The sequence below is a fragment of the Caulobacter sp. Root655 genome (assembly GCF_001427665.1).
Taxonomy (GTDB): domain Bacteria; phylum Pseudomonadota; class Alphaproteobacteria; order Caulobacterales; family Caulobacteraceae; genus Caulobacter.
In genome coordinates, this window is record NZ_LMHC01000001.1 from 201,373 (window position 1) to 227,743 (window position 26,371).

Here is a 26,371-nt window from a genome sequence, read left to right on the forward strand (position 1 = left end):
GCCAGGGAATGACGTTGCCGGTCTTGCCTGATAGGCGTGTGCCCGCGCCGGGCGTCGAACGCCGCGCCGGCGGTCGATGAAGACCTGTGTCCTGGAGCTGGCGTGATGTCTTGTCCCTTAACCGCGGTGCTTAAGTACGATCGGCCGTTCGCCGACGAGACGAATGTCGGGGACGCGATGCAGTCGCTGGGCGCGGTGCGCCTGTTGGGCGGCGTTGATATGTATCTGGACCGCGAGGGGCTGCACGACATCGTCGCCTCGCGCGAAGTGTTGCTCGTCGCGGCCGGGAACCTCTCGGAGGAGATGCCCATCGGCTGGGGGCCGCAACCGCCCATCCGGCCGTTGTACATCGGCACGCGCCTGAGTCCGCACCTGATGACTCCAGAGTTCGTGGCTCACCTGAAGGCCCAGGGGCCAATCGGGGCCCGCGATCCCGCGACGCTCGAACTGTTGCGGGCCCACGGAGTTGAAAGCTACTTTTCCGGCTGCCTGACGCTGACCCTTCAGACGTCGCCGCCGGTCAAAAGACAGGGCGTGATCCTGGTCGATCTTTCCGACGCGGCGATGGCCGGTCTGCCGGAGCACCTCTCGCGCGACGCACTGCTGGTCGACCACGTCAGGGCGCCCGGCGGCGGGATGTTCGTCCGTCCGCTGAACGCCGCGCGCCACGCCGACGAGCCTTCCCGCTGGGAGGCGATGGTTGGGCCCCGCAGCGGTTGGAAGGGCCTCTCCACGATCGAAGATCTGGCGCATGCGCCGGAAAGCGCTCCGGCAATGCTGTTTCCGCGGCTCGACCGTTGGGAAGATAACCTCAGAGCGGTTCACGAACTCTCTCACGCCCAGGCGCTGCTCGAGCTCTATGCCGGCGCCGAACTGGTGGTGACCAGCCGTCTGCATTGCGCTCTGCCCTGCCTGGCCCTCGGCACGCCCGTTGTTCTGATCACCGCGGACGACGTCTACGCGCCGTCGCGATACGGCACGTTCACCCATTTCCAGCGCCGCTGGTCGGATTCAGAGATGGCGTCGATTGATTGGTCGCCCGCGCCGCCCGATCTTGCTCCCCATGCCCAATGGCTGCGCGGCATGCTGCACGATCGGTTGCGCGAGCGAGGCGTCGCCGTATCCGCCGAAAACTCAACGGCACGATCAAGCCCGCCAGCGATTTCATCAGTTCCGCCCGTCAGGACGACGGCCGACGACGCCTCGCCGGCCTTCCGCAATACGCTTCGCAACCCGCAGTTCGACGAGTGGACCCGAGCGGATTCGCCGATAGTCTACGCTGGACAGACCCCGGCGGCCGACCACTGGCGCTACTTCCTCCACAGCAGCGGCGTGGTCGCCGATCAATCGCGGCGTCCCTTCAAGCTGGGCCAGGTGGATGTCGAGGGCGCGCCGCGTCACTACGCCCGTGTCCACGTCCGCGAGGCGGCGAACGCCGCCGTCAACATAGACCTTCTCCAGCGGCTTGAGCATCTGGAACTGCTGGCGGGCGAGCCGGCCACGTTCTCCATCTATCTGCGCGCCAGCCGTCCCTGCGATGCGCGCTTCTTCTTGCTCCGATTTTTCGGCGAAGGCGGAGATCCGCCTTACTACGACACGCCAGAGGAGCCGTTCGTTCAGATCGACACCGTCTGGCGTCGTTATGCCTGGCGATTGAAGGGGCGCGGCCTGGAAGGGCGCGTCGCGGGGCCGGGCGCCCACGTGGACTTGACGCTGAGATTGCGCGAACTCGGGGCCGATACGGTCGTCGATCTAGCCTGCGCCCAACTGGAGGCCGGGGGGCGCATGACCCGGTTCGACACCGGCGCTCGGGACCTTCGCCGCATGCTGGGAGGCTGACCGTGGCTTCTATTTGGGCATCTCATGCGCGTCCCGCCCTCATGAGGCCACAGTCGCGCGAGAGGAAACTGACCCTTGCGGGTTGCCAACCTCGCCGTGTAGATACGCCCACGGGCCGGCGCTCCGAAATGCTGTGCGGTACGTCTGGCCGCGCAAGAACGTAAGGTAGATATGGCCCTGAGCATCCCATTTGGCGTCATGGACTTCTTCCGTGGCGTGAAGCAAATCAACATCGCCTGGTATCTTGCGTTCACGGACATCGGCAGCCGCTATCACAGAACCGCGCTGGGCCCCTTGTGGGTGGTCGTGGCGCAAGGTGTATGGGTGCTTGGCCTCGGCTATGTGCAGAGCCAGGTCTTTCACGTCGATTTCAGCAAGATGACGATCTATCTGGCCGCGGGCCTACCGGTATGGGTGTTTCTGACCGCGAATGTGACTGACGGGGCCGCCGCGCTTCTGCGCGCCAAGGGCATGGTGACGAGCTTCCCGTTGCCGCTGTCTCTGTATCCTATCGGCAAGATGCTGGAACAGATGATCCTTCTGTTCCACCAGATGATCATTTTCGTCGTCGCCTGCCTGCTTTACCGGTTCGTCCCCAACTGGCGGATCATCGAGTTCATTCCGGCCCTGCTTATCGTCAGTGTTGGCATGCTCGGCCTCAATCTCGGCCTGGGCGTGCTCGGCGCGCGCTTTCGTGACGTCCGCCCAGCCCTCGCCAGCCTGATGACCCTTGGTTTCGTCGTGACCCCGGTGTTCTGGTTCACCGAGTCCGTTGGACGTCACAGCCTGATCGTCAAGTACAACCCGTTCTACTATATGCTGGAACTCATGCGGGCGCCGTTGATGGGCGTGACCCCGCCTCTGGAAATCTGGGTCACCTCAAGCTTGCTCAGCGCCGTATTCCTGGTCAGCGGCCTATGGGCCTTCGCATCCACCCGAAAAACCGTCGTGAGTTGGCTCTAGGTCCATGACCGCACCCTTTCCCCCCCCCAAGCATGCGTCCGTCGCGAGCCCGGTGTCGCTGAACGGCCACGCCTCGATCGAGCTCCTGCATGCCTCGGTCTGGTTGCCCGTCTTCGCGCAGGCTCAGCAGATTTCGCTTTTCGCGGGCCTGGCCAAGACGCTCTCGATGGGCAGGATCGCGCGCAACGGCGGTGGGGCGCTCTATGTGAACCCGCTGAACGGCGTCAGCCTATCCATCAACGAAGGTGAGCGCGTCGGGCTGGTCGGTCGCAATGGCGCGGGCAAGACGACGCTGCTCAAGTTGTTGGCGGGGGTGCACCACGCCTCCAGCGGTCGCGTACAGATCAATGGTTCGGTGGCCTCGCTGCTGGAGATCGGCGGCGGCATGGACCTTGAGCGCACCGGCCTGCAGAACATCGAGTACGTCACCCGCCTCCTGGGATTCGACAAGCGCGAACGCGCGCGCATCCGGGATGAGATCGTCGAGTTCGCGGAGTTGGGCCAATTCATCGCCCTTCCCGTGCGCACCTATTCCGCCGGTATGATGACCCGGCTGTCCTTCGGCCTGGCCACCGCGCGCCCGAAGGATATCCTGGTTCTTGACGAGGTCATCGGCGCGGGCGACGCCTTCTTCATCGAAAAGGCGGGTGACCGCATCCGATCTCTTGTCCAGCAAGCGCGGATCATGGTGCTGGCCACCCATTCGGCCGATATTCTGGTGAACTTCTGCAACCGGGCGGTCTGGGTCGATCAGGGCGTCATCCGGGCGGACGGCGACCCGGCCGAGGTCTGGCACCTGTACATGAACTCCGAACCGGCTTGACGTCCTTGAGCTACGCCTTCGAACCGGTGCGCGATATGGGGTGCATCATTCGGGCGGAGCGCAATGGCGACCCGCGAGGGTGGCTGGCCGAAATCTACAACGCCGAGATCTTCGCCGCCGCGGGCGTTCCTGGATTCGTCCAGGACAACATCTCGCGCTCGAGCGAGGCGGGGACTGTCCGCGGTCTGCATTTCCAGTTCCCGCCGCATCAACAGGGCAAGCTCTTTCGGGTCGCCCGTGGCGCGGTGTTCAACGTCGCCGTCGATCTCCGCGGCCCCGGCTTTGGCCAGGTCGACCAGAGGGTGCTCGACGATCCAACCGTATGGATCTACCTGGAGCCAGGCGTGGCCCATGGTGTCCAGACGCTGGAAGCAGAGGTGGAGCTTCACTACAAGCTGACCGCTCGTTTCGAGCCTCGCGCGCTGGGCGCGCTAAGATATGACGATTCCGCCCTGGGCATCGCCTGGCCTATCACGCCCGACCGGAGTCGGTTGTCGCCGCGGGATCTGGCGGCGCGATCACTGGCCGACCTCGAAGGCGCGTTCTAGCGCCTTCGAGGGGGCTGAGGCGCTTTAGAGCCTCCTGCGATCAGACCAGCGAGATGATGTCGTGGCCGAAGAACTTCGTCCGCCACATTGTCATGTCGGGATAGGCCGCCGCCAACCGGGCATGCAGGTCTTCCAGATAGCGGCGGTGATAGCTCAGGCCGACCATGATCAGTTTGTTGTGCCCCAGCAGCAGCGGCGCGAAACGAGGCGCGCCCTGCAGGAACAGACGGGCGACGCCCTCGATCACGCCGGGGAAGCCGCCGTTGAGGATGTCGTCGATGATGATCGCCCCACCGGGCGCCGTGACGTTTTCAGCGAAATGGTAGTCGTTGACCAAGTGCTGGTGCATGTGTCCGCCGTCCACGCTGAACAGCTGGAAGGGGCCAAACCGGCCCAGGATGTGCGCCGTGTCCAACGGGTTCAGCGCCAGGGAATCCTTGACGATTTCGGAGACGTTCTCCGGGTACGGCGCGTACTTCTGAACATTGGCCTTGAAGCCGGCCAGCATGTCGTTGATGCCGCCGCCGGAGTGGTCGATGTTGAGGCTCTGGTGGTCGAAGATGTCGATGGCCAGAGACTGCCGCCCGTTCACCGCGTTGACCAGGCCCAGGAAGAACTTGCCCTGGTGGACGCCGATCTCGCAGGCCCCGCCGATGACACCGGCTGCGGTCGACATCTCCGTGAAGTGGCCCATGATCTCGACGATCCGGCGACTGCACCAACCCTCCACGTCGTCGAAGCCGCTGTCGAGATAACTGTCGATGCTCATATGAACCGATGCCCCTAGCCCTACGTGTTGTTGGCTCCGCGCCTAATGGCGCGAGGCGGCCTGATCGGCGGGACAGCGTCATGCGGTCCGTTCGATCAGACGCTAGCGCGGCGCCGGCGCAGGGCTTACCGCGTAACGGTATGCGGTCAAAATCGCAAACCGATATTGGGGAGATCGTCGTTCTTTGGGCTGGCGGGCCCCGGTTAGGCGCTCCAAGTTTTTGTTTTCGAGCTTTTTCTTCACGCGAACCAGTATCCACTTCACTCGAAGATGCTCTAGCGGCGGACCGCCATGAACAGTCGCGCCAGCACGATCTTCACGCGGGAGGGCAGCAGGGCGCGCAAGCGACGCCAGCCGGGTATTCTTCCGAGGCCCTCGCGCAGAGACTCAAGGTGCTGCCGAGCCACGCCCATCGCCTGTCGCTCGGCCGCACGGGCCAGATCCTCGGGTCCGCGGGATGCTTTCAGGGCGCGCGCCATGGCGGGGTTGCCGGCGACCAGGCCGCTCGCCAGTTGCCGGTACAGTTCCATATCCTCGAAATAGCTACGAACAAGCCGCAGCGCCGTGGCGGGCGTCAGGGAGGGCGGGCGCTTCAGCGTCGCGCAGGCGGCGACGAACGCCGGCAGGGCCTTGAGGTCCTCCTCCCAGCGCAGACGCCCGGCCTCGACACCCTTGCGGGCCATGGTCCCCAGGCGTTCTGCGTCGGAAAGGTCAAGCGCGCCGTAGGAGCCCGGATCGAACAACATGCCATTGATATTGTTGGCGATGTACTCGTTGTGCACCGGCCAGGAGGAACCGATGACGCACATCCCCCGCGCCATCGCTTCCAACATGAACATGCCGATGCCTTCGGAGAACCTCGGGCACACCGCGACGTTGCAGCTGTCGATCACGTCCGACAAACCCTTGGGGTCGTCGAACCAGCGCGAGCTGGTCACGCCGTAGCGCGACGCCCACGACGGCAGGGTGACCTCCTCGTCGGGGTCATCGGGGGCGATATGGACGTGGATCGACTCGAAATTGCCGGGCAGCAATCGAAACACCGTTTCCAGATCGAGCTGGTCGCCCCGTCGGTGCCAGAAGAACACCCGCGGTCGCTCGAAGTCCTTGGCGAGCGCGAACGGTTTCGGATCGGGAAAATATTGCACGACCTTGGCGCTGGCCATCAGCTCTCGGGTGGCCACGTGCAGGTTGTATGAGAAGTTCAGGATGCTGGCGTCCGACAGCGCCGCCCAGTGCTCGGCGGGCTGAGCGCCGCTGCCGTCGTACATCGGTATGACCAGGACGCTGGCTCCAACCGAGATGGGCAGGAAGGCCAGGGCTTCCAGCTGCCAGACGACGACCAGATCGAAGTCCGTGAAGTTCAGCGCGACCAGACGCTCGATTTCGCTGTCGGCTATCAGTGGGTCGAAGAACTCCAGCGTGACGTCGCTGAAACCTTTTAGGAAATCCAGAAAGAACCGCGAAGAACCGGTCTTGCGGTGGAAGGCATGATCGAGAAAGAGAATCCTCACGCGCTCACCTCGGTCCAAACTGAAGCCATCTGAGTCCGGGCGAGTTCGGCGTAGCGGGCGGCCGTTCTATCCGTCAGGGGTGCGACGTCGGACACGGTCATTTGGCTGAAGCGACGGATGGTGTGGACGAAATCCTCGTCGCCCGGACAATTGAACGCGGCTTCCAGTTGGGTGACCAAGGGGTGAAATCCGGTTCCGGACGCGATGGCGAACGGGCGATGCTTGGCAACGCCTTCCATGAATACCGCTGACCCGCGGAACCGGTAGGTTTCGTAGTCGTAGGGCATGATCAGGAAGCTGCAACGTGCGTATTGGGCCTCGAGTTCGTCGTCGGACAGGCGCGCGGGCAGCAGGTCGATGTTCGGCGCGGCATAGAGCTGGGAAACATAGTGCGTCTGGTGTCGTTCCTCGGCGACCGGAACGTTCTGAACCACGAACTGGACATTGTCTTTCGGATAGGTCTTGGCGTACAGGCGCGCGATGTTCAACAACCGGAAGAAGCCCTTGTCCCCGCGCCCCGCGCCGGCGGAAAATACCCGGTAGGACCCGGTGGCCGGCAACGGCGCGGGGGCTGACTCCAGGGGATAGAGCGTCCAGCCTACCTCTCGCTTGAACGTGTCCCGCAGGTTGTCGGAGTAGACGGGGCTTTCGGCGGACAGCGTGACACGATCGGTCTGACCCAGGCTTTCGAGGAGCTTGCCGATGTGGGCCAGGGGTTTGTTCGTCGAACGTGTGGCGTTCTCCATTACCCCGATGAACCGCAGATGTATCCGTGGGATGTTCTGCGCGCCTCTCGCGATCAGCGCCCGCAGCAGACCGCAGACGCCGTAGAAATCGACACTCGGATAGAACAGATGGTCGTCGGCGCCGATCGCATCGTCGTCCAACCATTGGCTAAACTCGGCGAAGGACAGCGCTTCGAGCGGATCGAGGCAATCGCCGGAGCCCTTGGGCGGCGGAGCCGGCGCCGTCTTGATCGGTACGAACTGCTGGTAATAGTAGTCGAACCGGCGCTCGAACTTGGCATACTCGCCCGTCAGCAGCGGAAAGTACCGGCAGACGACCGGGATCGGCTCGTAACCCGCTGAAGCGAAATAGTCCGAAAAATACAGGAGCGATTTCGGGTTGTGACCAAAGTCGAGCACGCACATGGGATCGATGAGAAAGACTCGCTTGATCACTCCCAAATCCTCCAAAACAGACGGGAGCTAGACGCGTCGATGGTCGCCGCCCCATCAAGGTGACGCATCGTCGAGCGATGCCTAGACGCGACGCAACCAAAGAGACGAACCGACCTGACGCGTCTTGAGATAGCGCGGAACCGCGGCTCCGAAGCGTTCATCACCCTCGCGGATGAGATGATACATCGGCAGTAGGATTTCCAGGTCACGGTTGCCCTGCAGCAGCAGCATCAAGGCGAGGCTCTCATTCCACACCGCGGCGTATCGCGACATCTCATGCTCCCTGAAGAGCGTCGCATAAGGCCAGTAGATGTCGTGGAAATGGATCAGCGAACCCTTGGGCAGCGCCGGGATGATCCGAAGCAGCAGATTCGGCAGCTCGGAGTCGGCCCGCAGGACGTGGGTGGTGTCGATTGAAACCACGACGCGACCGTCGAGCGGCCCCGCGTCCTCCAGCTTGAAATCCTGGGCCGACCAGTTCTTCAGATCTATGCCTTCCGCGGTGCAGAAGGTCACGAGGTTGGCGCTGGGATAGGGTTCCACCGCCACCATGCGGCCAGAGCCGTTACGCTTGAGCGCCTCGTTGAAATAGAAGGTCGAGACGCCCGCGCCGAACTCCAGCACCACGGACGGCTTTACGTGACGCACCACGCTATAGGCGACGTGCCCCTCGACTTCGCCGAAACCCAGACCCAGCGTGTTGATGCGCGGATCGAAGTAGTCGGGCAGCTCGCCCTGCTCGGCCGCCGTCTCACCGATGGCCTGCAATGTAACGCCAACCAGGGCATCATCGAGAAAGGAGTCCGGATCGACCGCGGGAAGACGGTCGATGTCCCGGTTCACGATGTTCTGGAAGTTCGCCACGGGCATGTAGAAATGCCCGGGCGGATAGGGCAGCTGATAGTGGCGCATCGTCCAGCGCTCGAGGCGAGCGCGAAGGCGCTCTTCGAGGGCTGCGGGCAGGCGGAGCTTGAAGGGCATCGACTAGGCCGCGTTTCTACGGACTTGTTGTTCGACCCAGGCGTAGGTGCGTTCCATTCCCGCCCGAAGGGTCTGCGATGGCGCCCAACCCAGGCGTTCCTGGATCAACTGGTTATCGGAATTGCGGCCCCGCACGCCGGTCGGGCCCGGAATGTGGTTCATCTCGATGGACTTGCCGGCGATGTCGGCGACCATGTGAACCAGTTGGTTGATGGTGACCATTTCGTTCGACCCAATGTTGACCGGGCCTTCGAAGTCCGAGCGCAGCAGGCGGGTGGTGCCTTCGACGCACTCGTCGACGAACAGGAATGAGCGGGTCTGCAAGCCGTCGCCCCAGATGTCGATGGTGTCGTTCGAGGCGGCCAAGGCGATCTTGCGGCAAACGGCGGCCGGAGCCTTTTCCTTGCCGCCTTGCCAGGTGCCTTCCGGACCGAAGATGTTGTGGTATCGGGCCACGCGGTTACGCATGCCGTAGTTGCGATTGTAGGCCAGGAACAGGCGCTCGGAGAACAGCTTCTCCCAGCCATACTCGCTGTCCGGCGCGGCCGGATAGGCGCTGTGTTCGGCGCAATTGGGGTTGTCTGGGTCTTCCTGATTGTAGGCCGGGTACATGCAGGCCGACGACGAATAGAAGACTTGCTTGATCGTGCGCTTGTGGCAGGCATCAGCGACATTCAGGTTGATGGTCGCCGAGTTGTGCATGATGTCCGCATCATGCTCGCCGGTGAAGATGTAGCCAGCGCCACCCATGTCGGCGGCCAGTTGGTAGACCTCGTCGAACCGACGATCGACCACATTACGCACGACGTGAGAGTCGCGCAGGTCCGCCACGACAAAATCGTCGGCTTCGGTCTCGGCGTACTCATGAAGCTTCAGGTCGACACCGCGCACCCAGAAGCCTTCTGACTTCAAACGCTTCACAAGGTGGCCACCGATGAACCCACCCGCTCCGAGAACCAACGCTGTTTTCATATGACTCCATCCCTGCACGTTGCACCCCTCTAGCCGATGGGCGTAGACGTGCCAAGGACCAGAGAGGCTTGGACGCCCTTAAGTTGTTGACGCCACGGGGTAACGACCCGCCGCGGCCAGAGCGAAGGCGTCTGCTTCATCGTGTCGCCGAGCAATTGCGGAGTGGGCCGGGGCTTACGCCGCCGCCGCCGCCACGGCCTCGGCGGTGATGCCGAATTCCTTGTACAGGCGCTCGAACGGCGCTGACGCTCCGAAGCTCGTCATGCCGATGAACTTGCCGTCCTCGCCGATGAAGCGCTCCCAGCCCATGCGGACGGCGGCTTCGACGGCGACGCGGGTCGGGGCGGTTCCGATCACCGCCTCGCGGTACGCGGCCGGCTGCTGCGCGAACAGCTCCCAGCAGGGGGTCGAGACGACGCGGGTCGGCTTGCCCTGGGCCTGCAGGATGTCGCGGGCCGCCACGGCGATCGAGACTTCCGTGCCCGACGAGAAGATCGTCACGACGGCGTCGCCGCCCTCGGCGGCCAGCAGCTCGTAGGCGCCCTTGGCGGACAGGTTCTGGCTGGCGTCGCCGCGCACGCCCGGGACCTTCTGGCGCGACAGGCACATTACCGACGGGCTGGATTGGTGCTCCAGAGCGATCTTCCAGCACTCGGCGGTCTCGACCGCGTCGGCCGGGCGGAAGACCAGCAGGTTGGGCATGGCGCGCAAGGACGCGATCTGCTCGACCGGCTGGTGGGTCGGACCGTCCTCGCCCAGGCCGATGGAGTCGTGGGTCATCACGTGGATCACACGGGCCTGCATCAGCGCGCCCAGGCGGATGGCCGGGCGGCTGTAGTCGGCGAAGGCCAGGAAGGTGCCCGAATAGGGGATGACGCCGCCGTGCAGGGCCATGCCGTTCATCGCCGCGGCCATGCCGAATTCGCGCACGCCGTAGTGGACGTAGCGGCCGGCGTAGTCGGGGGCGTCGAAGGGCTGCATGCCCTTGACGAAGGTGTTGTTCGAGCCGGTCAGGTCGGCCGAGCCGCCGACCATCTCCGGGATGGCCGGGATCAGCTGGTCGAGGGCGGCGCCGGAGTGGACGCGGGTGGCGTTGGCGGGCTTGGCCTCGGCGGAGGCGGCGATGTGGGCCGTCAGCCTGTCGAAGGCGTCGGTCGGCAGCTGGCCGCTCATGGCGCGCTCGAAGTCGGCGGCGTGGGCGCTGGCCTTCAGGCCGGCTTCCCAGGCCTTGCGGACGCGGGCGCCGCGACGGCCGACGCTCTTCCAGGCCTTGGCGATGTCGTCCGGCACGGTGAACGGCGCGGCGTCCCAGCCCATGGCGACCCGCGCGGCGGCGATCTCGTCGTCGAACAGGGAGTAGCCGTGGCTGTGGTGGTCGCCTTCCTTGGGGCCAGCGCCCTTGGAGATCAGGGTCTTGCAGGCGATCAGGGTCGGGCGGTCCTGCCTGGTCGCCCAGCGCAGGGCGGCGGCGATCTTGCCGTGGTCGTGGCCGTCGACGGCCTTGACCGCCCAGCCGGCGGCCTTGAAGCGCAGCAGTTGGTCGCCGGTCTCGGCGATGGTCGCCACGCCGTCGATGGTGGTGTTGTTGTCGTCGAACAGCACGGTCAGCTTCGACAGCTTCAGGCGGCCGGCCAGGCTGATCGCCTCATGGCTGACGCCCTCCATCAGGCAGCCGTCGCCGGCGACCACCCAGGTGCGATGGTCGACGGTATCCTTGCCGAAGCGCGAGGCCAGATGGGCCTCGGCCATGGCCATGCCGACCGACATCGCCAGGCCCTGGCCCAGCGGGCCGGTGGTGCATTCGACGCCCGGCGTGTGGTGCGCTTCGGGGTGGCCGGGGGTCATCGAACCCCATTGGCGGAAGTTCTCGATCTCCTTCATCGTCACGGCCTTGAAGCCGGTCAGGTGAAGAAGGGAATAGAGTAGCATCGAGCCGTGGCCGGCCGACAGCACGAAGCGGTCGCGGTCGGCCCAGTTCGGCTGGCTGGCGTCGAACTTCAGAAACTTGCTCCACAGCACCGTCGCGACATCGGCCATGCCCATCGGCATGCCCTGATGGCCGGACTTGGCCTTGTGAACCGCGTCCATGGAAAGGACGCGGATCGCGTCGGCCATTTTGATGGGCGAAACGGGCATGAGCTTGGCTCTTATCTTTTGATGTGTAGGCGTATCTGCGCCGGGCGCAGGTGGCATGGACCTCCTGTCGGGTCAAGCATGACGGGCGGTCTTCGGGCTCCAACGGCTCTGGGCGCTTTGCATCGCGGGCGTGAGCGGCTATATGAAGTCGGCGACTTATGCTCATTTTCAGCATAACAGCGGCCCCCGTCTGGCGCCGCGCATCGGAAGGCTTCGACCTTGGCGGACATCTCGTTCTTCTCGCCCTATCGCCACGGTTTCGTCCGCGTCGCCACGGCGGTCCCGAAGGTCAGGCTCGCCGACCCCGCGACCAACGCCGCCAGCGTGCTGGCCCTGGTGCGCGAGGCCCACGACGCGGGCGTCGCGGTGCTGGTCCTGCCGGAACTGGGCCTGACGGGCTACACCGTCGATGACCTGTTGCAGCAGGACGCCTTGCTGGACGCCGTCGAAACGGCGATCGCCACCCTGGCCCAGTCCAGCAAGGACCTGGCCCCGCTGTTCGTGGTCGGCGCGCCGCTGCGCGACGGGGGGCGGCTCTACAACACCGCCGTGGCCATCCAGGGCGGACGGGTGCGGGGGGTGATCCCCAAGACCTTCCTGCCCAACTATCGCGAGTTCTACGAGCGCCGCTGGTTCACCCCCGGGGCCGGCGTGGTCGGCCGCACCCTGACCCTGGCCGGCCAGGCCGTCCCGTTCGGGACCGACGTGCTGCTGCGCGCCTCGGGCGGTCCAGGGGGCGACATGGCCTTCACGGTTGGCGTCGAGATCTGCGAGGACGTCTGGACCCCGACCCCGCCCAGCACCGCCCAGGCCATGGCCGGGGCCGAGATCCTGCTGAATCTGTCGGCCAGCAACATCACCATCGGCAAGTCCGAGACCCGCCGCCTGCTGTGCGCCAGCCAGTCGGCGCGGGCCATCGCGGCCTATGTCTATTCGGCGGCCGGGGCGGGCGAGAGCTCCACCGACTTGGCGTGGGACGGCCATGTCGACATCCACGAGCTGGGAAACCTGCTGGCCGAGACGCCGCGGTTCTCGACCGGACCGGTGATGGCCATGGCCGACGTCGATGTCGGCCGCATCCGCCAGGAGCGCATGCGGGTGGTCAGCTTCGGCGACGCCGCGACCTTGAGCCCGCCGGCGACGCCGTTCCGGATCGCCGCCTTCGACTTCGTCCCGCCGGCTGGCGACCTGGCCCTGATGCGGGCGGTCGAGCGCTTCCCGTTCACGCCGTCCGACCCCGCCAAGCTGGCCGAGAACTGCTACGAGGCCTACAACATCCAGGTCCAGGGCCTGGCGCGGCGGGTCGAGGCCGCCGGGTCCAAATGCCTGGTGATCGGCGTCTCCGGCGGGCTGGACTCGACCCACGCCCTGATCGTCGCGGCCAAGGTCATGGACCAGTTGGGCAGGCCCCGGTCCGACATCCGCGCCTATACCCTGCCGGGCTTCGCCACCTCCGACCGCACCAAGTCCAACGCCTGGGCCCTGATGCGGGCGATGGGCGTGACGGCCGAGGAGATCGACATCCGCCCGACCGCCCAGCAGATGCTGGGCGACCTCGGACACCCGTTCGCCAAGGGCGAGCCGGTCTATGACGTGACGTTCGAGAACGTCCAGGCCGGGCTGCGCACGGACTACCTGTTCCGCCTGGCCAACCATCACCACGGCATGGTGGTGGGCACCGGCGACCTGTCGGAATTGGCCCTGGGCTGGTGCACTTACGGAGTCGGTGACCAGATGAGCCACTACAACCCCAATTCCGGGGTGCCCAAGACCCTGATCCAGCACCTGATCCGCTTCGTGGCGGCGTCGGGCGATGTGGACGCGGCGACCGGTGACCTGCTCGAGGACATCCTGGCCACCGAGATCTCGCCCGAGCTGGTGCCGGGCAAGGAGGTCCAGGCCACCGAGAGCTTCGTCGGCCCCTACGCCCTGCAGGACTTCAACCTCTACTACATGACGCGCTACGGCATGGCGCCGTCGAAGATCGCCTTCCTGGCCTGGAGCGCCTGGCATGACGCCGCCGCCGGCGCCTGGCCGGTCGGCACGCCCGACGCCGCGCGCAAGGCCTACGACCTGGTGGAGATCAAGCGCTGGCTCGAACTGTTCCTGAAGCGGTTCTTCGCCAACCAGTTCAAGCGCTCGGCCATGCCCAACGGCCCGAAGATCTCGTCCGGCGGGGCCCTGTCGCCGCGCGGCGACTGGCGGATGCCGTCCGACGCCGCCGCCGACACCTGGCTGGCCGAGCTGCGAGCCGGGACGCCGGCCTAGACGCGGGACGAGGTTCAGGACGCCATCGCCTCTGTTTTGATCAACTTGATGTGCTAACTGAAATCGCTTAGCGCGAGTTGTACGTTACCTCCTGAGGGGAATTTTTTGACCGCCATCTATCCTGTGATCCTCTGCGGTGGCTCGGGCACTCGTCTCTGGCCCGCCTCGCGTCCGGACCGTCCCAAGCAATTCCTCAAGCTGATCGGTGACCGCTCAAGCTTCCAGGACACGATCCTGCGGGTCATGGACCTGCCTGGCGCCGACGAGATCGTGGTGGTCACCGGCAAGGCCATGGCTGAGTTGGTCGAGCGCCAGGCGCTCGAACTCGGCGTCAAGTTGACGGTGATCATCGAGCCTGAAGCCCGCGATTCCGCGCCGGCCATCGCCGCCGCGGCGGCCTATGTTCACGCGCAGACGCCCGACGGCGTCATGCTGATGTTGGCCGCGGATCACCACATCGCCGAACCGGAGATGTTCAGGGAGGCGGCGCTGGTCGCGATCAAGGCGTCGCGCACGGGCCTGATCGTCACCTTTGGCGTCAAGCCAACCAATCCGGCGACCGGTTTCGGCTACATCAAGCCCGGCGAACCCTTGCCCGGCGGCGTGACCTCGGTCGCCGCCTTTGTCGAGAAGCCGGACCTGGAAACGGCGCGTCGCTATCTGCAGGAAGGCTACTACTGGAACAGCGGCAATTTCGCCTTCATGGCCACAGCCCTGCTTGAGGAACTGGCGACCTTCGAACCCGAGATTGGCGAGTGGGCCATCGAGTCCGTCGCCCGGGCCAATCGCGACGGGGTGCGCCTCTATCTCGACGCCGAGGCGTTCTCCAAGACGACCAAGAAGTCGCTCGACTACGCGATCATGGAGCGCACCCTTCGCGCCGCCGTCGCGCCGGCGGTCTTCACCTGGTCAGACCTGGGAGCGTGGGACGCGATCTGGGAAGCGTCCGTCCAGGACGCCGAGGGAAACGCGGCCAGCGGCGACGTTCATCTGATCAACGCCAAGCGCGTGCTCGCGCGCTCCACCGGGCCCTTCGTGGGGGCGATCGGCGTCGAGGACCTGCTCATCGTGGCCGAGCAGGACGCCGTGCTTGTCTGCCGTCGAGACGACGCCCAGGCCGTCAAGACACTGGTCGATCTGCTCAAGGCCGGCGGGCGCGACATCGCCCACCGCCATGTCGTGGCCTTCAGCGGCGGGGTCGAGCGCCAACCCTTGACCAAGACTCTCAAGGCGGAAGTTCAGGTCTGGCGCATGGAAGCCGGCGCGTTTGTCACCCTTCCGGCCAGCTCGATCCAGGTTCTGGATGGCGAACTGGTCGCCGAGGCCGCCACGTTCCGGGGCGGCGCGCGCGAGGACCTGCATTCGCCGATCGTGGTCAAGGCTCCGATCGCGACCTCCGTGCTGGTCACGACGTGGCTTTGACCGCCCGGTCCAGCTCCAGGATCGCGCAGACGATGTGATAGAATGAGCTGGCGGGGGCGGCTTCCTCGATGAAGGTCCCGTCGGCTTGGAGCTTGTCCCGCCAAAGGCCCTGCACGGGTGTGTTGAAGTATTGGAACAGGCTTTCGGCGCCTCTCGCCGCCGTGGCCCACCAGGCCGGATCGCCGGTCACCAGGGCCGCCAACGCCCCGGCCTTGATCCGCTCGGTCTGGGCCCAGAGACGAGCCACGTCGTCATGCACGCTCATGTCGTCGAGCAAGGCGAAGATCGCCACGCCTCGGGCCGGGTCCACGCCCGGCCCATCGCCGATCCGGATCATGCGCAGCGCCGCCTCGATCGCGTCGTCGCGACCGGCCATCACGCCCCAGCGCAGCAGCAGCCATGCCCACTCGAACTGGTGGCCGGGCTCGACGATCCGGCCCGCCACGCCCGGCGCCGGATTCCAGTCGCCGTCATAATATTCCCGCAACCCGCCGCTGACCGGGTCGATGAACTTGGAAAGCGCCAGGTCGGCGATCTCGTCGGCCATTTCCCGCCAGCGGGTGTCGCCGCCGGCCTCGATCCAGGCCAGACTCGCCTCGAACAGGTGCATGTGGGGATTGGACAGCAGGGGCAGAGTACGCGGCGCGCTTTCCTCGAAGCCGGCGACCGGATGCTTTAGCTGGAGGTAGAGCTGGTCGCGCAACGCGGCGGCGCGTTCGGATAGATCGGTGCGTTCGGGCAGGACCTGAGCGGCCATGGCCAGCCCGAAGAGGCCGAAGGCCTGGTCGTAGAGGTCGACCTTGTCGTCGAGCGGCGCGCCGTCGGCCGCCACCAAGGTGCGGATGAAGCCATCGGGACGGACGTATTTGGCCAGATAGAAATCCAGGCCGTGATTCAAGGCCTCCCTCCAGGGTCCGTTCCAGCCCAACAGGCCGGCCACGGCGTAGGCGTAAATCTGACGAGGCTGAACCCGCGCCCGACGTGGCGCGTCCACCGGGACGCCGTCGAGGGCGATTTTCTCGAAGAAGCCTCCGTTCGCGTGATCGGCGCCGACGAACCACCAGAGTGGGAAGGCGTGATCCAGGGCCCAAGACTTGAGGGCGTCGTTCAGGCGGACGACGTGTGCGAACTCGGTCATGGGCGCTCCTTCGTGCGCGGTGTTTTAGGCGGGGAGCCCGGGCTTCGCCAACCCCTCTACTTGTAGCTCGCTCCGGGCTCGCGTAATCCCATGGGCCCATGTCACCCCAGCCGCCCATCGAAGCCGTTTTTCTAGACCGAGACGGGGTCCTCAACATCGACCACGGCTATGTTCACGACCCCGCCGACCTCGAATGGATTCCGGGCGCGCGCGAGGCGGTGAGTCTGTTGATCCGAGCCGGCGTCAAGGTGCTGGTGGTGACCAACCAGTCGGGCGTGGCGCGGGGCTATTTCGACGAGACCGCGGTGCATCGGCTGCATCGGGTGATGCGGGACGAACTGCGCGCGGTGGGGGGCGACATCACCGCCTTCTACCACAGCCCCTATCACAAGGACGCCACGGTCGAAGCCTTCCGACATCCGGACCATCCGACGCGCAAACCCAATCCAGGCATGATCCTGAGCGGCCTGACCGACCATGGACTGGACGCCAGTCGCTGCGTTCTGATCGGCGACAACGCCTCCGACATGGAGGCCGCGCGACGGGCGGGCGTGGAGGGTTTCCTGTTTCCAGGGGGCGATTTGCTGGCCTTCATGCGGCGAGCGCTCGGCTCACGTATCCCCACATTGATCGAGAATGCGACGTGAAAATCCTCATCACCGGCGGCGCTGGCTTCATCGGCTCCAGCCTGATCCGTTCGGCGCTGGAGGCTGGCCACGCCGTGGTCAATCTGGACGCCCTGACCTATGCGGGTGATCTCGCCAACCTGGCGGCGGTGGAAGACGCGCCCGGCCTTGCGTTCGAGCACGCCGACATCGCCGACGCGGCGAAGGTGGCCGCGATCTTCGCGCGTCACCGTCCCGACGCGGTTTTGCATCTGGCCGCTGAATCCCACGTCGATCGGTCGATCGACGGCCCGCTGGCCTTCGTCCGCACCAATGTGCTGGGGACCGCCGTCCTGCTGGAAGCGGCGCGCGCCTACTGGCGGGCGCTGGAGCCGGAGCGTGCGGCCGCCTTCCGTTTCGTCCATGTCTCGACCGACGAGGTCTATGGCGCGCTCTCGCCGAACGACCCTCCGTTCAGCGAGCATTCGCCGATCGATCCGACCTCCCCCTATTCAGCCAGCAAGGCCTCGTCGGACCTGCTGGCCCGCGTTTGGCAGCGCACCTATGGCCTGCCCGTGATCGTCACCTCCTGTTCGAACAACTATGGGCCACGTCAGTTTCCCGAGAAGCTGATTCCCACGGTCATCCTCAACGCCCTCGCCGGTCTGCCCATCCCCGTCTATGGCGACGGCGGCCAGATTCGAGACTGGCTATTCGTCGGGGATCACGCCGACGCGCTTCTGCGCATCTTGGAGTCTGGTGTCCCTGGCGAAACCTATTTGATCGGCGGCGAGGCCGAGCGGACCAACCTGGATTTGGTGCGGACAATCTGTGACGTCCTCGATCGCCTGTCACCGGCCGACGCGCCGCGCGCCAACCTGATCACCCATGTGGTCGATCGGCCAGCCCACGACCGTCGTTACGCGATCGACGCTGGCAAGCTGCGCGACGCTCTGGGCTGGCGGCCGCGGACGTCTTTCGCCACCGGCCTGGAACGGACGGTGCGCTGGTACCTCGACAACGAAACCTGGTGGAAGACGATCCGCGCCCGCGGCTTTTCCGGCCAACGGCTCGGCACGGAGTTGTAGGCCTTGCCTGTTCTCCAGTTCGGCCGGACGGGACAGGTCGCCCGCCGGATCGTCTGAAGCCCTCGGCAGGGGGTGAACTGGAGATCACCGCCTACCTCGAGGCTGGAGGCGGCCCCAAGACCGACGGCTACCGCTATCTGTGGCAATTGGCCGATAGCGAACTCTGAGCGCTGGCCCTGGGCGCGCTTACGGGATAGACGCGTAAAATCTCATTAGAATACGCGCGCGGGCCCATGCAGATCTTCCTCGACAGCACCGACACCAAGATCATCGCCGACCTGGCCTCCACCGGCCTGGTGGACGGGGTGACCACCAACCCGACCCTGATCGCCAAGTCGGGCCGTCCGATGCTCGAGGTGATCGCCGAGATCTGCGACCTGGTGCCCGGTCCGATCAGCGCCGAAGTCGCCGCCACCACGCACGAGGCGATGGTCGCCGAGGGCCGCAAGCTGGCCGCGATCGCGCCGAACGTGGTGGTGAAGATCCCGCTCACCCGCGACGGCCTGATCGCCTGCGCGGCTTTCGCCGGCGAGGGCATCTCGACCAACGTCACCCTGTGTTTCTCGCCGACCCAGGCCCTGCTGGCCGCCAAGGCCGGCGCGACCTACGTCTCGCCGTTCATCGGCCGCCTGGACGACTACGGCTTCGACGGCATGGACCTGATCCGCGACATCCGCGCCATCTACGACAACTACGGCTACGAGACCGAGATCCTGGCCGCCTCGGTGCGCAACGTCGCCCACGTCAAGGACGCGGCCATCGTCGGCGCCGACGTGGTGACCATCCCGCCGGCGGTGTTCGCCGACCTGTTCAAGCATCCGCTGACCGACAAGGGCCTGGAGCAGTTCCTGAAGGATTGGGCCGGCACCGGCCAATCGATCCTCTAGAAGGCCAAGCCTGTTGAAACACCGCGCGACCCCGGAGTGATCCGGGGTCGTTGCATTTTGCGACCGCGAAGTTTGTTCGCAATTGCGAGTTCGTGCGTTAGGGTCTTGGTAACCCACGCGGAGCGCGCCCATGAACGCCGCTGATATCGCCGTCGAGATCTGTATCGCCTCCGCCGAGGAGGCCCTGCGCTTTTCCGGTTTCGTGCAGGCCTTCCTGTCGCGCAATGGCTTTCCGTTCGTGATCATCCACAACGCCCCGGAACTGGGCGGCGAGCGCCGCAAGGTGGTGTTCGAGGACGCTTCGGTGAGCCGCAAGTTCGCCCGCGAGTGGCGGCTGGACCGCCTGGCGGCCTGCGGAGCCTAGGCTCGCCCAACGACGTTGGCGCTTTCGCGAAACCAGCCTAAACAGAGAGATCATTTCTCTCTGTCGCCGAGTTGCGCCATGAACAACCCCAAATATGCCCTGCCTCCGGTCGCCGATTCCGCGCTCGACCTGATCGGCCGCACGCCGATGATCGAGGTCCGCAACCTCGACACCGGACCGTGCCGGCTGTTCCTCAAGCTGGAAAACCAGAACCCCGGCGGCTCGATCAAGGACCGGGTGGCCCGCTCGATGATCGAGGCGGCCGAGGCCGACGGCAGCCTCAAGCCCGGCGGGACGATCATCGAGGCCACGGCCGGCAACACCGGCCTGGGCCTGGCTCAGGTGGCCACCCTCAAGGGCTACAAGCTGATCCTGATCGTTCCCGACAAGATGGCGCGCGAGAAGATCCTGCACCTGCGGGCCATGGGCGTCGACGTGCGCCTGACGCGTAGCGATGTCGGCAAGGGTCACCCGGAATACTATCAGGACATGGCCCAGACCCTGGCCCAGTCGATCCCCGGCTCGATCTACGTCAACCAGTTCGAGAACCCGGCCAATCCCCGGGCCCACGAGACCACCACGGCGCCGGAGATCTTCGAGCAGATGGGCGGCGACATCGACGCGGTGGTGGTCGGCGTCGGCTCCGGCGGCACCCTGACCGGCATCGGCCGCTACATGGCCAGGCACTCGCCCAAGACCCGGATGGTGCTGGCCGACCCGGTCGGCTCGATCCTCTGCGAGTACGTGGCCACCGGCAGCTATGGCGAGGCCGGCTCATGGATCGTCGAGGGCATCGGCGAGGATTTCATCCCGGCCGTGGCCGACATGAGCCTGGTGCGCGAGGCCTATTCGATCAGCGACCGCGAGAGCGTCGACACCGCCCGCCTGCTGCTGCGCAAGGAAGGCATCCTGGCCGGCTCGTCCTCGGGCACCCTGCTGGCCGCCGCCCTGCGTTACTGCCAGGCGCAGACCGAGCCCAAGCGGGTGGTGACCCTGGTCTGCGATACCGGCTCCAAGTACCTGACCAAGATGTTCAATGACATGTGGCTGGCCGCCCATGGCTTCGACCAGCGCGAGCTGCATGGCGACCTGCGCGACCTGATCGCCAAGCGCTACGCCGACGGCGGCGTGGTGGCGATCGGTCCGGACGACACCCTGCTGACCGCCTACAACCGCATGCGCAACGGCGACATCAGCCAGCTGCCGGTGGTCGATCACGGCAAGCTGGTCGGCATCCTCGACGAGAGCGACATCCTGGCCGCCGTCGAGGGCGTCGACGACGACGCCCGCGGTCCGAAGTTCAAGACCCTGGTCGCGGCGGCCATGACCAGGGCGGTCAACACCCTGCAGTCCACCCAAGGCGTGGACGCCCTGCCGGAGGTGTTCGACCGCGACGAGGTGGCCCTGGTCTGCGACGGCGACGAGTTCGTCGGGGTGATCACCCGCGTCGACCTGATCAACCACTTGCGGATGAGCGCCTAAGAGTCTCTGCGTCCTTCGAGGCCCTCCTGCGAAGGGCGCCTCAGGATGAGGATTTCACATGACGAGCAAGCACTGAACCCCTCATCCTGAGGCGCTCGCGCAGCGAGCCTCGAAGGACGCAGGGCGCGCCAAGGACAACCGATGACCCAAGACATCCCCGGCAAGAACCGCCTGGCCTTCGCCACCCGCGCCATCCATGGCGGCCAGTTCCCCGACCCGACGACCGGGGCGGTGATGGTGCCGATCTACGCGACCTCGACCTATGTCCAGTCGAGCCCGGGCGAACACAAGGGCTTCGAATATAGCCGCAGCCACAACCCGACGCGGTTCGCCTTCGAGCGCTGCATCGCCGACCTGGAGAGCGGCACGGCGGGCTTCGCCTTCGCCTCGGGCCTGGCGGCGGCCTCGACGATCCTGGAGATCCTCGACAGCGGCGCGCACGTGATCGCCAGTGACGATCTCTATGGCGGCTCGTTCCGGCTGTTCGACAAGGTGCGCAAGCGCTCGGCCGGGCTGAAATTCAGCTTTGTCGACATGGGCGACCTGGCGGCGATCGAAGCGGCCATCACCCCCGAGACCAGGATGATCTGGGTCGAGACCCCGACCAATCCGATGCTGCGCCTGGCCGATCTCTCGGCCATCGCCGCCCTGGCCAAGACGCGGGGCCTGATCACCGTGGCCGACAACACCTTCGCCAGCCCGTTCGTGCAGCGGCCGCTGGAGCTGGGCTTCGACGTGGTCATGCACTCGGCCACCAAGTACCTGAACGGCCACTCCGACGTGGTGGCGGGGGTGGCGGTGGTCGGCGACAACGCCGAGATCGCCGAGAAGCTGAAGTTCCTGCAGAACGCGGTCGGCGCGGTGCTGGGCCCGTTCGACAGCTTCCTGGCCCTGCGCGGCGTCAAGACCCTGGCCCTGCGCATGCAGCGGGCCTGCGACAGCGCCCTGGCCATCGCCAAATGGCTGTCGACGCGGTCGGACATCGAGCGGGTGATCTATCCCGGCCTGCCCAGCCACCCGCAGCACGACCTGGCCCGTCGCCAGATGCTGGGCGGTTTCGGCGGCGTCATCTCGGTGGAGCTGAAGGGTGACGTCAACACCGCCCGGCGGATGCTGGAGCGCACCCGGCTGTTCACGCTGGCCGAAAGCCTGGGTGGGGTCGAAAGCCTGATCGAGCATCCGGCGATCATGACCCACGCCTCGATCCCGGCCGATCAGCGCGCGGCGCTGGGCATCTCCGACACCCTGATCAGGCTTTCGGTGGGGATTGAGGACTGCGAAGACCTGATTGCCGACCTTTCCGAGGCGCTCTCAGCCTGAACAGGTGGTGGTCCTTGTCGCCGGGCATCACCGGCGACGGGTCGGGGGCCTTGGACGGACGCGGCGGCGGCAGGATCCGGGTCGGGTCCTCGGCCAACAGGTGGGCGGCCAGCATCAGGTCGGTCCTGACCGGGCCGAAGTCCTCCTTGGCCGTCCAGACGCGGATCGCGGCCTGGGCGAACACCTCCGACAGGTCGACCACCTCGATCATCGGGGCCGGGTCCTTGCGCACCCGCGGATCGTTCTCGGCCCGTTCGCGCATCTTCTGCAGCACGGCCACCAGGTCGGTCTTCAGGGGCACCTTGAACAGCACGTCGGCCCGTCGGTTGCGGTGGGTCGAGTAGTTGAGGATGACGTCGCCGAACACCTTGCTGTTGGGGATCATCACCTTGACGTTGTCGGGGGTGGCGATCTCGGTGAACAACAGGTCCAGCGACTTGACCGTGCCCTGGCGGGTGACCGTCTCGATGACGTCGCCGACCTTGTAGGGGCGGAACAGCAGGATCATCACCCCGGCCGCCACGTTCGACAGCGCGCCCTGCAAGGCCAGGCCGATGGCCAGGGAGGCCGCGCCCAGCACGGCGATGATCGAGGTGGCCTGCACGCCCAGTTGCTGCAGCACGGCGACCAGGCCCACGGCGACGATGGCGTAACGCACCAGGGACGAGACGAAGCTTTCCAGGGTCGGATCGGGATTGGTGCGATGCACCCGGCCCAGGGTTCGGCGCGCCACGCCCGCCAGCCAGCCGGCCACCCAGAAGGTGGCGACCAGGATCAGGGCGGCGACGACCAGGTTGACGGCCACCTTGCCCAGCCAGTCGATGAAATGGCCCAGCATGGTCTCGTCGGCCTTCATGTTGGCGAGCGCGGGCAGCTTGGCGTCCGGCGGGATCAGGGTCGGTTTGGTCTGCATGGGTCTCTCGATGGCGCCCCCGCGTCCGCCGGTCAACGATCGCGGCCCCGGAGCGTTCCGCCAGAGCATCGTGCGGAAAAGTGGAGGCCGGTTTTCCGCAAGAACGATGCGAAAACAAAAATCTAGAGCAAGCCGTGCGATTCCTAATATCGCGAGGCTTGCTCTAGCCGCCGCTTCGTCATCCGGAAACAGTCGGTTACATCAATTGGCTCGAACTCGCCGCCATCCGTCTCTATGAGCGCCGCCCATGAGCATGCCCTTCATCGACCTCGCCGCGCAGCAGCGCCGGATCCGCAGGCAGATCGACGCCGCCATCGCCGGCGTCCTCGACAGCGGCGCCTATGTCATGGGCCCGCAGGTGCGCGAGTTCGAGGCCAAGCTGGCGGCGTTCGGCCAGGCCAGGCTGGCCTTGTCGTGCGCCAACGGCACCGACGCCATCGCCCTGCCGCTGATGGCCTGGGGGATCGGACCCGGCGACGCGGTGTTCTGCCCGTCCTTCACCTTCGCCGCCACGCCGGAAGTCGTGCCGTGGGTCGGGGCGACGCCGGTGTTCGTCGACGTGCTGGCCGACACCTTCAATCTCGACCCGGCCAAGCTGGAAGCCGCCATTGCCGACGTGAAAGCCAGGGGAGAGCTGGCGCCCAAGGTGGTGATCGCCGTCGACCTGTTCGGCCAGCCGGCCGACTATCCGGCCATCAAGGCGATCTGCGACCGCGAAGGCCTGAAGCTGATCTCCGACAGCGCCCAGGGCTTTGGCTGCACGCTCAACGGCCATCACCCGCTGCATTGGGCCGACGTGGCCACCACCAGCTTCTTCCCGGCCAAGCCGCTGGGCTGCTACGGCGACGGCGGGGCGGTGCTGACCAACGACCAGGAACTCTGGGACCTGATGGACAGCTTCCGGGTGCACGGCAAGGCCGTGGCTCCCGACCTGGTCGGTCGCACCTTCGACCACGACACCAAGTACCTGAACACCCGCATCGGCATGAACTCGCGGCTGGACACCATCCAGGCGGCGATCCTGATCGAGAAGCTGGCGATCTTCCAGGAGGAGATCGACCTGCGCCAGGTCGTGGCGAACCGCTACGCCGAGGGCCTGGAGGGCGCGGTGCTGGCGACGCCCCGGGTGATCGACGGCGGCGTCTCGGTCTGGGCCCAGTACGTGATCGAGCACGCCAACCGCGACGGCCTGGCCGCGCACCTCAAGACCCAGGGCATCCCGACGGCGGTCTATTATCCCGTGCCGATGCACATCCAGGCGCCCTATGCCGGTTTCCCGCGCGGGGCCGGCGGCCTGCCGGTCACCGAGGCCAAGGCCGAGACGGTGCTGGCCCTGCCGATGCACCCGTATCTGGACAAGGTTGATCAACAAAGGGTCATCGAGGCGATCCTGGCCTTTAACGGTTAAGCTGCGCCGCAATCACGCCTCACGTCTGGGTAATGTGGCGGCGAAGTTGATTCGAAGGTTCAGATGCACGATCCGGTGACGTCGTTCGTAGTCGCGGTGTTCAGCACGCCCGGCGCCGCCCTGATGATGGCGGGCGCCATCCTCGTCTTCGCTGTCGGGCTGATCCTTCAGTCGGGCCATTTCGAATACAGCCCTCTGCGCGACGATTTTCGCCGGCGCACCGATCTGTTGGAGGACCTGCGCGGTGATCGCCAGAAGGCCTTCTCCGAGGCCTTCGACGCGATCGACAAGCGTTTCAGCAGCGTCGCGAACCCTGTGTTGGAGCTGGGCTGGGCGCACTACCGAAGCCAACTGACGCCGACCGACGACGGCCGGCTGGCGGCGGCGATCCACGCCGCCGACGCCTTCGACCATGCCGACGCGCCGGCCCGCACCTTGGAATGGTGGGCCAATATCATGGTCGCCATCGGCCTGGTCATCACCTTCATGGGTATCGTCGCGGCGCTGACCGAAGCCACCTCGGCCATGGGCCCTGGCGGCGGCGGGGCGATGCAGGGCGCCCTGGTCAACCTGCTGACCATCGCCGCCACCAAGTTCTGGACCTCGATCGCCGGGGTCCTGGCCTCGATCATCCTGCGCCTGGCCGCGCGCCGGCGCCGCCATGTGATCGAGGCGCTGGAAGCCCATTTCTTCGCCCTGCTTGACGCCTGTGTCCGCTTCGCGCCGCCCGAGAAGGTGATGTTGGAGCAACTGGCCACCCTGGCCCGGATCGAGGCGGCCCTGAACCGCTCTTCGGCGACGGCTCTGCCGCGGACGGGCGTGGCCTGATGCGCCGCAAGCGCGGCCGCACGGTCGATGTCGAGGAGGGCGAGAGCTACTACGTGTCGATGACCGACATGATGGTCGGGGTGATCTTCATCTTCATCATCATGCTCAGCTACTTCGCCTTCGAGTTCCGCTCGGCCACCACCAAGCTGACCAGCGCCAAGCAGCCGGAAACGGCGGCTCTGTTACAGACCGCCGCCAACCTGACGCCGCGCCAGGCCGACCTGGAGGTCGACTACCAGGCGCGGGTGCTGTGCGTGCCTGAAACGGTGCTTAGCGAGACTGGCGGCGGGGCCTCGGGCGAGCGCCGCTGCTTCTCCTTCGCGCCGCCGTCCAAGGTTCCGACCCAGAGCGTGTCGACGGCGGACGCCCAGCGGCTGCTGATGGACCAGCTGGAGGCCGACCTGCGCGACGCCGGCGCGCCGATCAACGGCGATCCCTCGAGCGGAACCCTGGCCTTCAAGGCCGACCAGCTGTTCCTGGCCGGTTCGGCCACCCTGTCCCCGGACGGCCAACGGATCGCCGGACAGGTCGCCCAAACCCTGGCGCGCCGCCTGCCCTGCCTGGGCTATGGCGCGCCGGCCGGCGCCGGTTGCGAGGCCGGCGGATCCAAGCTGGCGATGGTCAATGTGGTCAGCCAGACCAACCTCGACGCCTTCACGCCCGAAGGGCAACGGGCCGCCAGCCTGGCCCTGCAGCGCGCCGCCGCCTTCCACCAAGGCCTGACCGCCGCCCAGCCCCTGCTGGCGGCCCTGCGCAACGCTCCGGTCGGCCAGGCGGGCTCCCAGCCCCTGCTGCGGGTGGCCAGTGTCGGCCAGTCGCAGGAGGCGGCCTCGAAGGTCGGCGACGACCAGACCGTCAGCATCCAGTTCCAGATGAACCCCTAGATCGAACGCGACGTTTGGCGCGCGCGCGACGGCTGCCT

At 66.1% G+C, this 26,371-nt stretch carries 23 protein-coding genes; 15 read left to right on the forward strand and 8 right to left on the reverse strand.

The window, feature by feature from the left end; translation table 11 throughout:
* Positions 1-177: 177 nt before the first annotated feature.
* From ASD79_RS00930 to ASD79_RS00945, 4 genes are all read left to right on the forward strand, one after another.
* The gene (locus ASD79_RS00930; RefSeq protein ID WP_162252321.1) at positions 178-1,839 is read left to right on the forward strand and encodes a polysaccharide pyruvyl transferase family protein; all 1,662 of its coding nucleotides are present in this window, start codon (positions 178-180) and stop codon (positions 1,837-1,839) included.
* A 171-nt stretch (positions 1,840-2,010) separates the two neighbouring features.
* Positions 2,011-2,802, forward strand: coding sequence for an ABC transporter permease (locus ASD79_RS00935; RefSeq protein ID WP_056719182.1), 792 nt, complete (start codon positions 2,011-2,013; stop codon positions 2,800-2,802).
* 4 nt (positions 2,803-2,806) lie between these two features.
* The gene (locus ASD79_RS00940) at positions 2,807-3,625 is read left to right on the forward strand and encodes an ABC transporter ATP-binding protein (RefSeq protein WP_082584759.1); all 819 of its coding nucleotides are present in this window, start codon (positions 2,807-2,809) and stop codon (positions 3,623-3,625) included.
* 5 nt (positions 3,626-3,630) lie between these two features.
* Positions 3,631-4,173, forward strand: coding sequence for a dTDP-4-dehydrorhamnose 3,5-epimerase family protein (locus ASD79_RS00945; RefSeq protein WP_156400308.1), 543 nt, complete (start codon positions 3,631-3,633; stop codon positions 4,171-4,173).
* A gap of 40 nt (positions 4,174-4,213) precedes the next feature.
* Here ASD79_RS00945 and ASD79_RS00950 read toward each other — a convergent pair whose 3' ends face one another.
* The 6 genes from ASD79_RS00950 to tkt all read right to left on the reverse strand — a co-directional run bounded on the left by ASD79_RS00950 (position 4,214) and on the right by tkt (position 11,726).
* Positions 4,214-4,942 carry a class I SAM-dependent methyltransferase gene (locus ASD79_RS00950; RefSeq protein WP_056719187.1) on the reverse strand — a complete coding sequence of 243 codons (729 nt, stop codon included), beginning with the start codon at positions 4,940-4,942 and terminating at the stop codon, positions 4,214-4,216.
* Between the two features lie 275 nt (positions 4,943-5,217).
* Positions 5,218-6,474, reverse strand: coding sequence for a glycosyltransferase (locus ASD79_RS00955; RefSeq protein ID WP_156400309.1), 1,257 nt, complete (start codon positions 6,472-6,474; stop codon positions 5,218-5,220).
* On the reverse strand, positions 6,453-7,637 hold the full coding sequence (locus tag ASD79_RS00960) for a glycosyltransferase (protein WP_056719191.1): 1,185 nt from the start codon (positions 7,635-7,637) through the stop codon (positions 6,453-6,455). Before ASD79_RS00960 ends, ASD79_RS00955 begins: the two co-directional genes overlap by 22 nt.
* 81 nt (positions 7,638-7,718) lie before the next feature.
* Positions 7,719-8,618: a class I SAM-dependent methyltransferase gene (locus tag ASD79_RS00965; RefSeq protein ID WP_056719192.1), complete on the reverse strand. Its 900-nt coding sequence runs from the start codon at positions 8,616-8,618 to the stop codon at positions 7,719-7,721.
* Positions 8,619-8,621: 3 nt separating this feature from the next.
* On the reverse strand, positions 8,622-9,590 hold the full coding sequence (locus tag ASD79_RS00970; protein ID WP_056719193.1) for an NAD-dependent epimerase/dehydratase family protein: 969 nt from the start codon (positions 9,588-9,590) through the stop codon (positions 8,622-8,624).
* A 174-nt stretch (positions 9,591-9,764) separates the two neighbouring features.
* Positions 9,765-11,726, reverse strand: coding sequence for a transketolase (gene tkt, locus ASD79_RS00975; protein WP_056719194.1), 1,962 nt, complete (start codon positions 11,724-11,726; stop codon positions 9,765-9,767).
* Positions 11,727-11,945: 219 nt separating this feature from the next.
* Here tkt and ASD79_RS00980 point away from each other — a divergent pair, with 219 nt between their 5' ends.
* Together ASD79_RS00980 and ASD79_RS00985 are read left to right on the forward strand one after the other, a co-directional pair.
* Positions 11,946-13,994 (forward strand): NAD(+) synthase, encoded by a 2,049-nt coding sequence (locus ASD79_RS00980; RefSeq protein WP_082584760.1) that lies wholly within the window; start codon positions 11,946-11,948, stop codon positions 13,992-13,994.
* 105 nt (positions 13,995-14,099) lie between these two features.
* Positions 14,100-15,416: a mannose-1-phosphate guanylyltransferase/mannose-6-phosphate isomerase gene (locus ASD79_RS00985; RefSeq protein ID WP_056719195.1), complete on the forward strand. Its 1,317-nt coding sequence runs from the start codon at positions 14,100-14,102 to the stop codon at positions 15,414-15,416.
* Here the strand turns inward: ASD79_RS00985 and ASD79_RS00990 are convergent.
* A complete protein-coding gene (locus ASD79_RS00990) occupies positions 15,400-16,554 on the reverse strand; it encodes an AGE family epimerase/isomerase (RefSeq protein WP_056719196.1) in 1,155 nt (384 codons plus the stop codon). The genes ASD79_RS00985 and ASD79_RS00990 overlap by 17 nt on opposite strands.
* A gap of 98 nt (positions 16,555-16,652) precedes the next feature.
* On the opposite strand from ASD79_RS00990, the gene ASD79_RS00995 reads away from it, so the two are divergent.
* From ASD79_RS00995 to ASD79_RS01020, 6 genes are all read left to right on the forward strand, one after another.
* The gene (locus ASD79_RS00995; protein ID WP_056719197.1) at positions 16,653-17,201 is read left to right on the forward strand and encodes an HAD-IIIA family hydrolase; all 549 of its coding nucleotides are present in this window, start codon (positions 16,653-16,655) and stop codon (positions 17,199-17,201) included.
* Positions 17,198-18,247 carry a dTDP-glucose 4,6-dehydratase gene (gene rfbB / locus ASD79_RS01000; protein WP_056719198.1) on the forward strand — a complete coding sequence of 350 codons (1,050 nt, stop codon included), beginning with the start codon at positions 17,198-17,200 and terminating at the stop codon, positions 18,245-18,247. Before ASD79_RS00995 ends, rfbB begins: the two co-directional genes overlap by 4 nt.
* Positions 18,248-18,480: 233 nt before the next feature.
* Entirely contained in the window at positions 18,481-19,134 is a 654-nt protein-coding gene (gene fsa / locus ASD79_RS01005) for a fructose-6-phosphate aldolase (protein ID WP_056719199.1), read from the forward strand.
* 130 nt (positions 19,135-19,264) lie between these two features.
* Positions 19,265-19,498, forward strand: a complete 234-nt coding sequence (locus ASD79_RS01010) for a hypothetical protein (RefSeq protein WP_056719200.1) — start codon at positions 19,265-19,267, stop codon at positions 19,496-19,498.
* A 78-nt stretch (positions 19,499-19,576) separates the two neighbouring features.
* Positions 19,577-20,980 (forward strand): pyridoxal-phosphate dependent enzyme, encoded by a 1,404-nt coding sequence (locus tag ASD79_RS01015; protein ID WP_056719201.1) that lies wholly within the window; start codon positions 19,577-19,579, stop codon positions 20,978-20,980.
* Between the two features lie 141 nt (positions 20,981-21,121).
* Positions 21,122-22,300, forward strand: a complete 1,179-nt coding sequence (locus ASD79_RS01020) for a PLP-dependent aspartate aminotransferase family protein (protein ID WP_056719202.1) — start codon at positions 21,122-21,124, stop codon at positions 22,298-22,300.
* On the opposite strand, the gene ASD79_RS01025 is transcribed toward ASD79_RS01020, so the two are convergent.
* Positions 22,230-23,213 carry a mechanosensitive ion channel family protein gene (locus ASD79_RS01025; RefSeq protein WP_056719203.1) on the reverse strand — a complete coding sequence of 328 codons (984 nt, stop codon included), beginning with the start codon at positions 23,211-23,213 and terminating at the stop codon, positions 22,230-22,232. The two genes, ASD79_RS01020 and ASD79_RS01025, sit on opposite strands and share 71 nt — an antisense overlap.
* Positions 23,214-23,460: 247 nt before the next feature.
* Here ASD79_RS01025 and ASD79_RS01030 point away from each other — a divergent pair, with 247 nt between their 5' ends.
* The 3 genes from ASD79_RS01030 (at position 23,461) to ASD79_RS01040 (ending at position 26,333) form a co-directional block, all read left to right on the forward strand.
* The gene (locus ASD79_RS01030; RefSeq protein ID WP_056719204.1) at positions 23,461-24,621 is read left to right on the forward strand and encodes a DegT/DnrJ/EryC1/StrS aminotransferase family protein; all 1,161 of its coding nucleotides are present in this window, start codon (positions 23,461-23,463) and stop codon (positions 24,619-24,621) included.
* A 63-nt stretch (positions 24,622-24,684) separates the two neighbouring features.
* Positions 24,685-25,449, forward strand: coding sequence for a hypothetical protein (locus ASD79_RS01035; RefSeq protein ID WP_056719205.1), 765 nt, complete (start codon positions 24,685-24,687; stop codon positions 25,447-25,449).
* Positions 25,449-26,333 (forward strand): hypothetical protein, encoded by an 885-nt coding sequence (locus ASD79_RS01040; protein ID WP_056719206.1) that lies wholly within the window; start codon positions 25,449-25,451, stop codon positions 26,331-26,333. The genes ASD79_RS01035 and ASD79_RS01040 overlap by 1 nt, the downstream gene beginning before the upstream one ends.
* Positions 26,334-26,371: the final 38 nt, after the last annotated feature.

Bases quoted from the DNA above. Each gene is read 5' to 3' on its own strand.
- ASD79_RS01015 (WP_056719201.1), top strand. From the start codon at position 19,577: ATGAACAACCCCAAATATGCCCTGCCTCCGGTCGCCGATTCCGCGCTC.
- ASD79_RS00935 (WP_056719182.1), top strand. From the start codon at position 2,011: ATGGCCCTGAGCATCCCATTTGGCGTCATGGACTTCTTCCGTGGCGTG.
- ASD79_RS01010 (WP_056719200.1), top strand. From the start codon at position 19,265: ATGAACGCCGCTGATATCGCCGTCGAGATCTGTATCGCCTCCGCCGAG.
- ASD79_RS01040 (WP_056719206.1), top strand. From the start codon at position 25,449: ATGCGCCGCAAGCGCGGCCGCACGGTCGATGTCGAGGAGGGCGAGAGC.
- ASD79_RS00995 (WP_056719197.1), top strand. From the start codon at position 16,653: ATGTCACCCCAGCCGCCCATCGAAGCCGTTTTTCTAGACCGAGACGGG.
- ASD79_RS00970 (WP_056719193.1), bottom strand. From the start codon at position 9,590: ATGAAAACAGCGTTGGTTCTCGGAGCGGGTGGGTTCATCGGTGGCCAC.
- ASD79_RS01020 (WP_056719202.1), top strand. From the start codon at position 21,122: ATGACCCAAGACATCCCCGGCAAGAACCGCCTGGCCTTCGCCACCCGC.
- ASD79_RS00965 (WP_056719192.1), bottom strand. From the start codon at position 8,618: ATGCCCTTCAAGCTCCGCCTGCCCGCAGCCCTCGAAGAGCGCCTTCGC.
- ASD79_RS00940 (WP_082584759.1), top strand. From the start codon at position 2,807: ATGACCGCACCCTTTCCCCCCCCCAAGCATGCGTCCGTCGCGAGCCCG.
- ASD79_RS01025 (WP_056719203.1), bottom strand. From the start codon at position 23,213: ATGCAGACCAAACCGACCCTGATCCCGCCGGACGCCAAGCTGCCCGCG.
- ASD79_RS01030 (WP_056719204.1), top strand. From the start codon at position 23,461: ATGAGCATGCCCTTCATCGACCTCGCCGCGCAGCAGCGCCGGATCCGC.
- ASD79_RS00990 (WP_056719196.1), bottom strand. From the start codon at position 16,554: ATGACCGAGTTCGCACACGTCGTCCGCCTGAACGACGCCCTCAAGTCT.
- ASD79_RS00930 (WP_162252321.1), top strand. From the start codon at position 178: ATGCAGTCGCTGGGCGCGGTGCGCCTGTTGGGCGGCGTTGATATGTAT.
- ASD79_RS00950 (WP_056719187.1), bottom strand. From the start codon at position 4,942: ATGAGCATCGACAGTTATCTCGACAGCGGCTTCGACGACGTGGAGGGT.
- tkt (WP_056719194.1), bottom strand. From the start codon at position 11,726: ATGCCCGTTTCGCCCATCAAAATGGCCGACGCGATCCGCGTCCTTTCC.
- ASD79_RS01035 (WP_056719205.1), top strand. From the start codon at position 24,685: ATGCACGATCCGGTGACGTCGTTCGTAGTCGCGGTGTTCAGCACGCCC.
- fsa (WP_056719199.1), top strand. From the start codon at position 18,481: ATGCAGATCTTCCTCGACAGCACCGACACCAAGATCATCGCCGACCTG.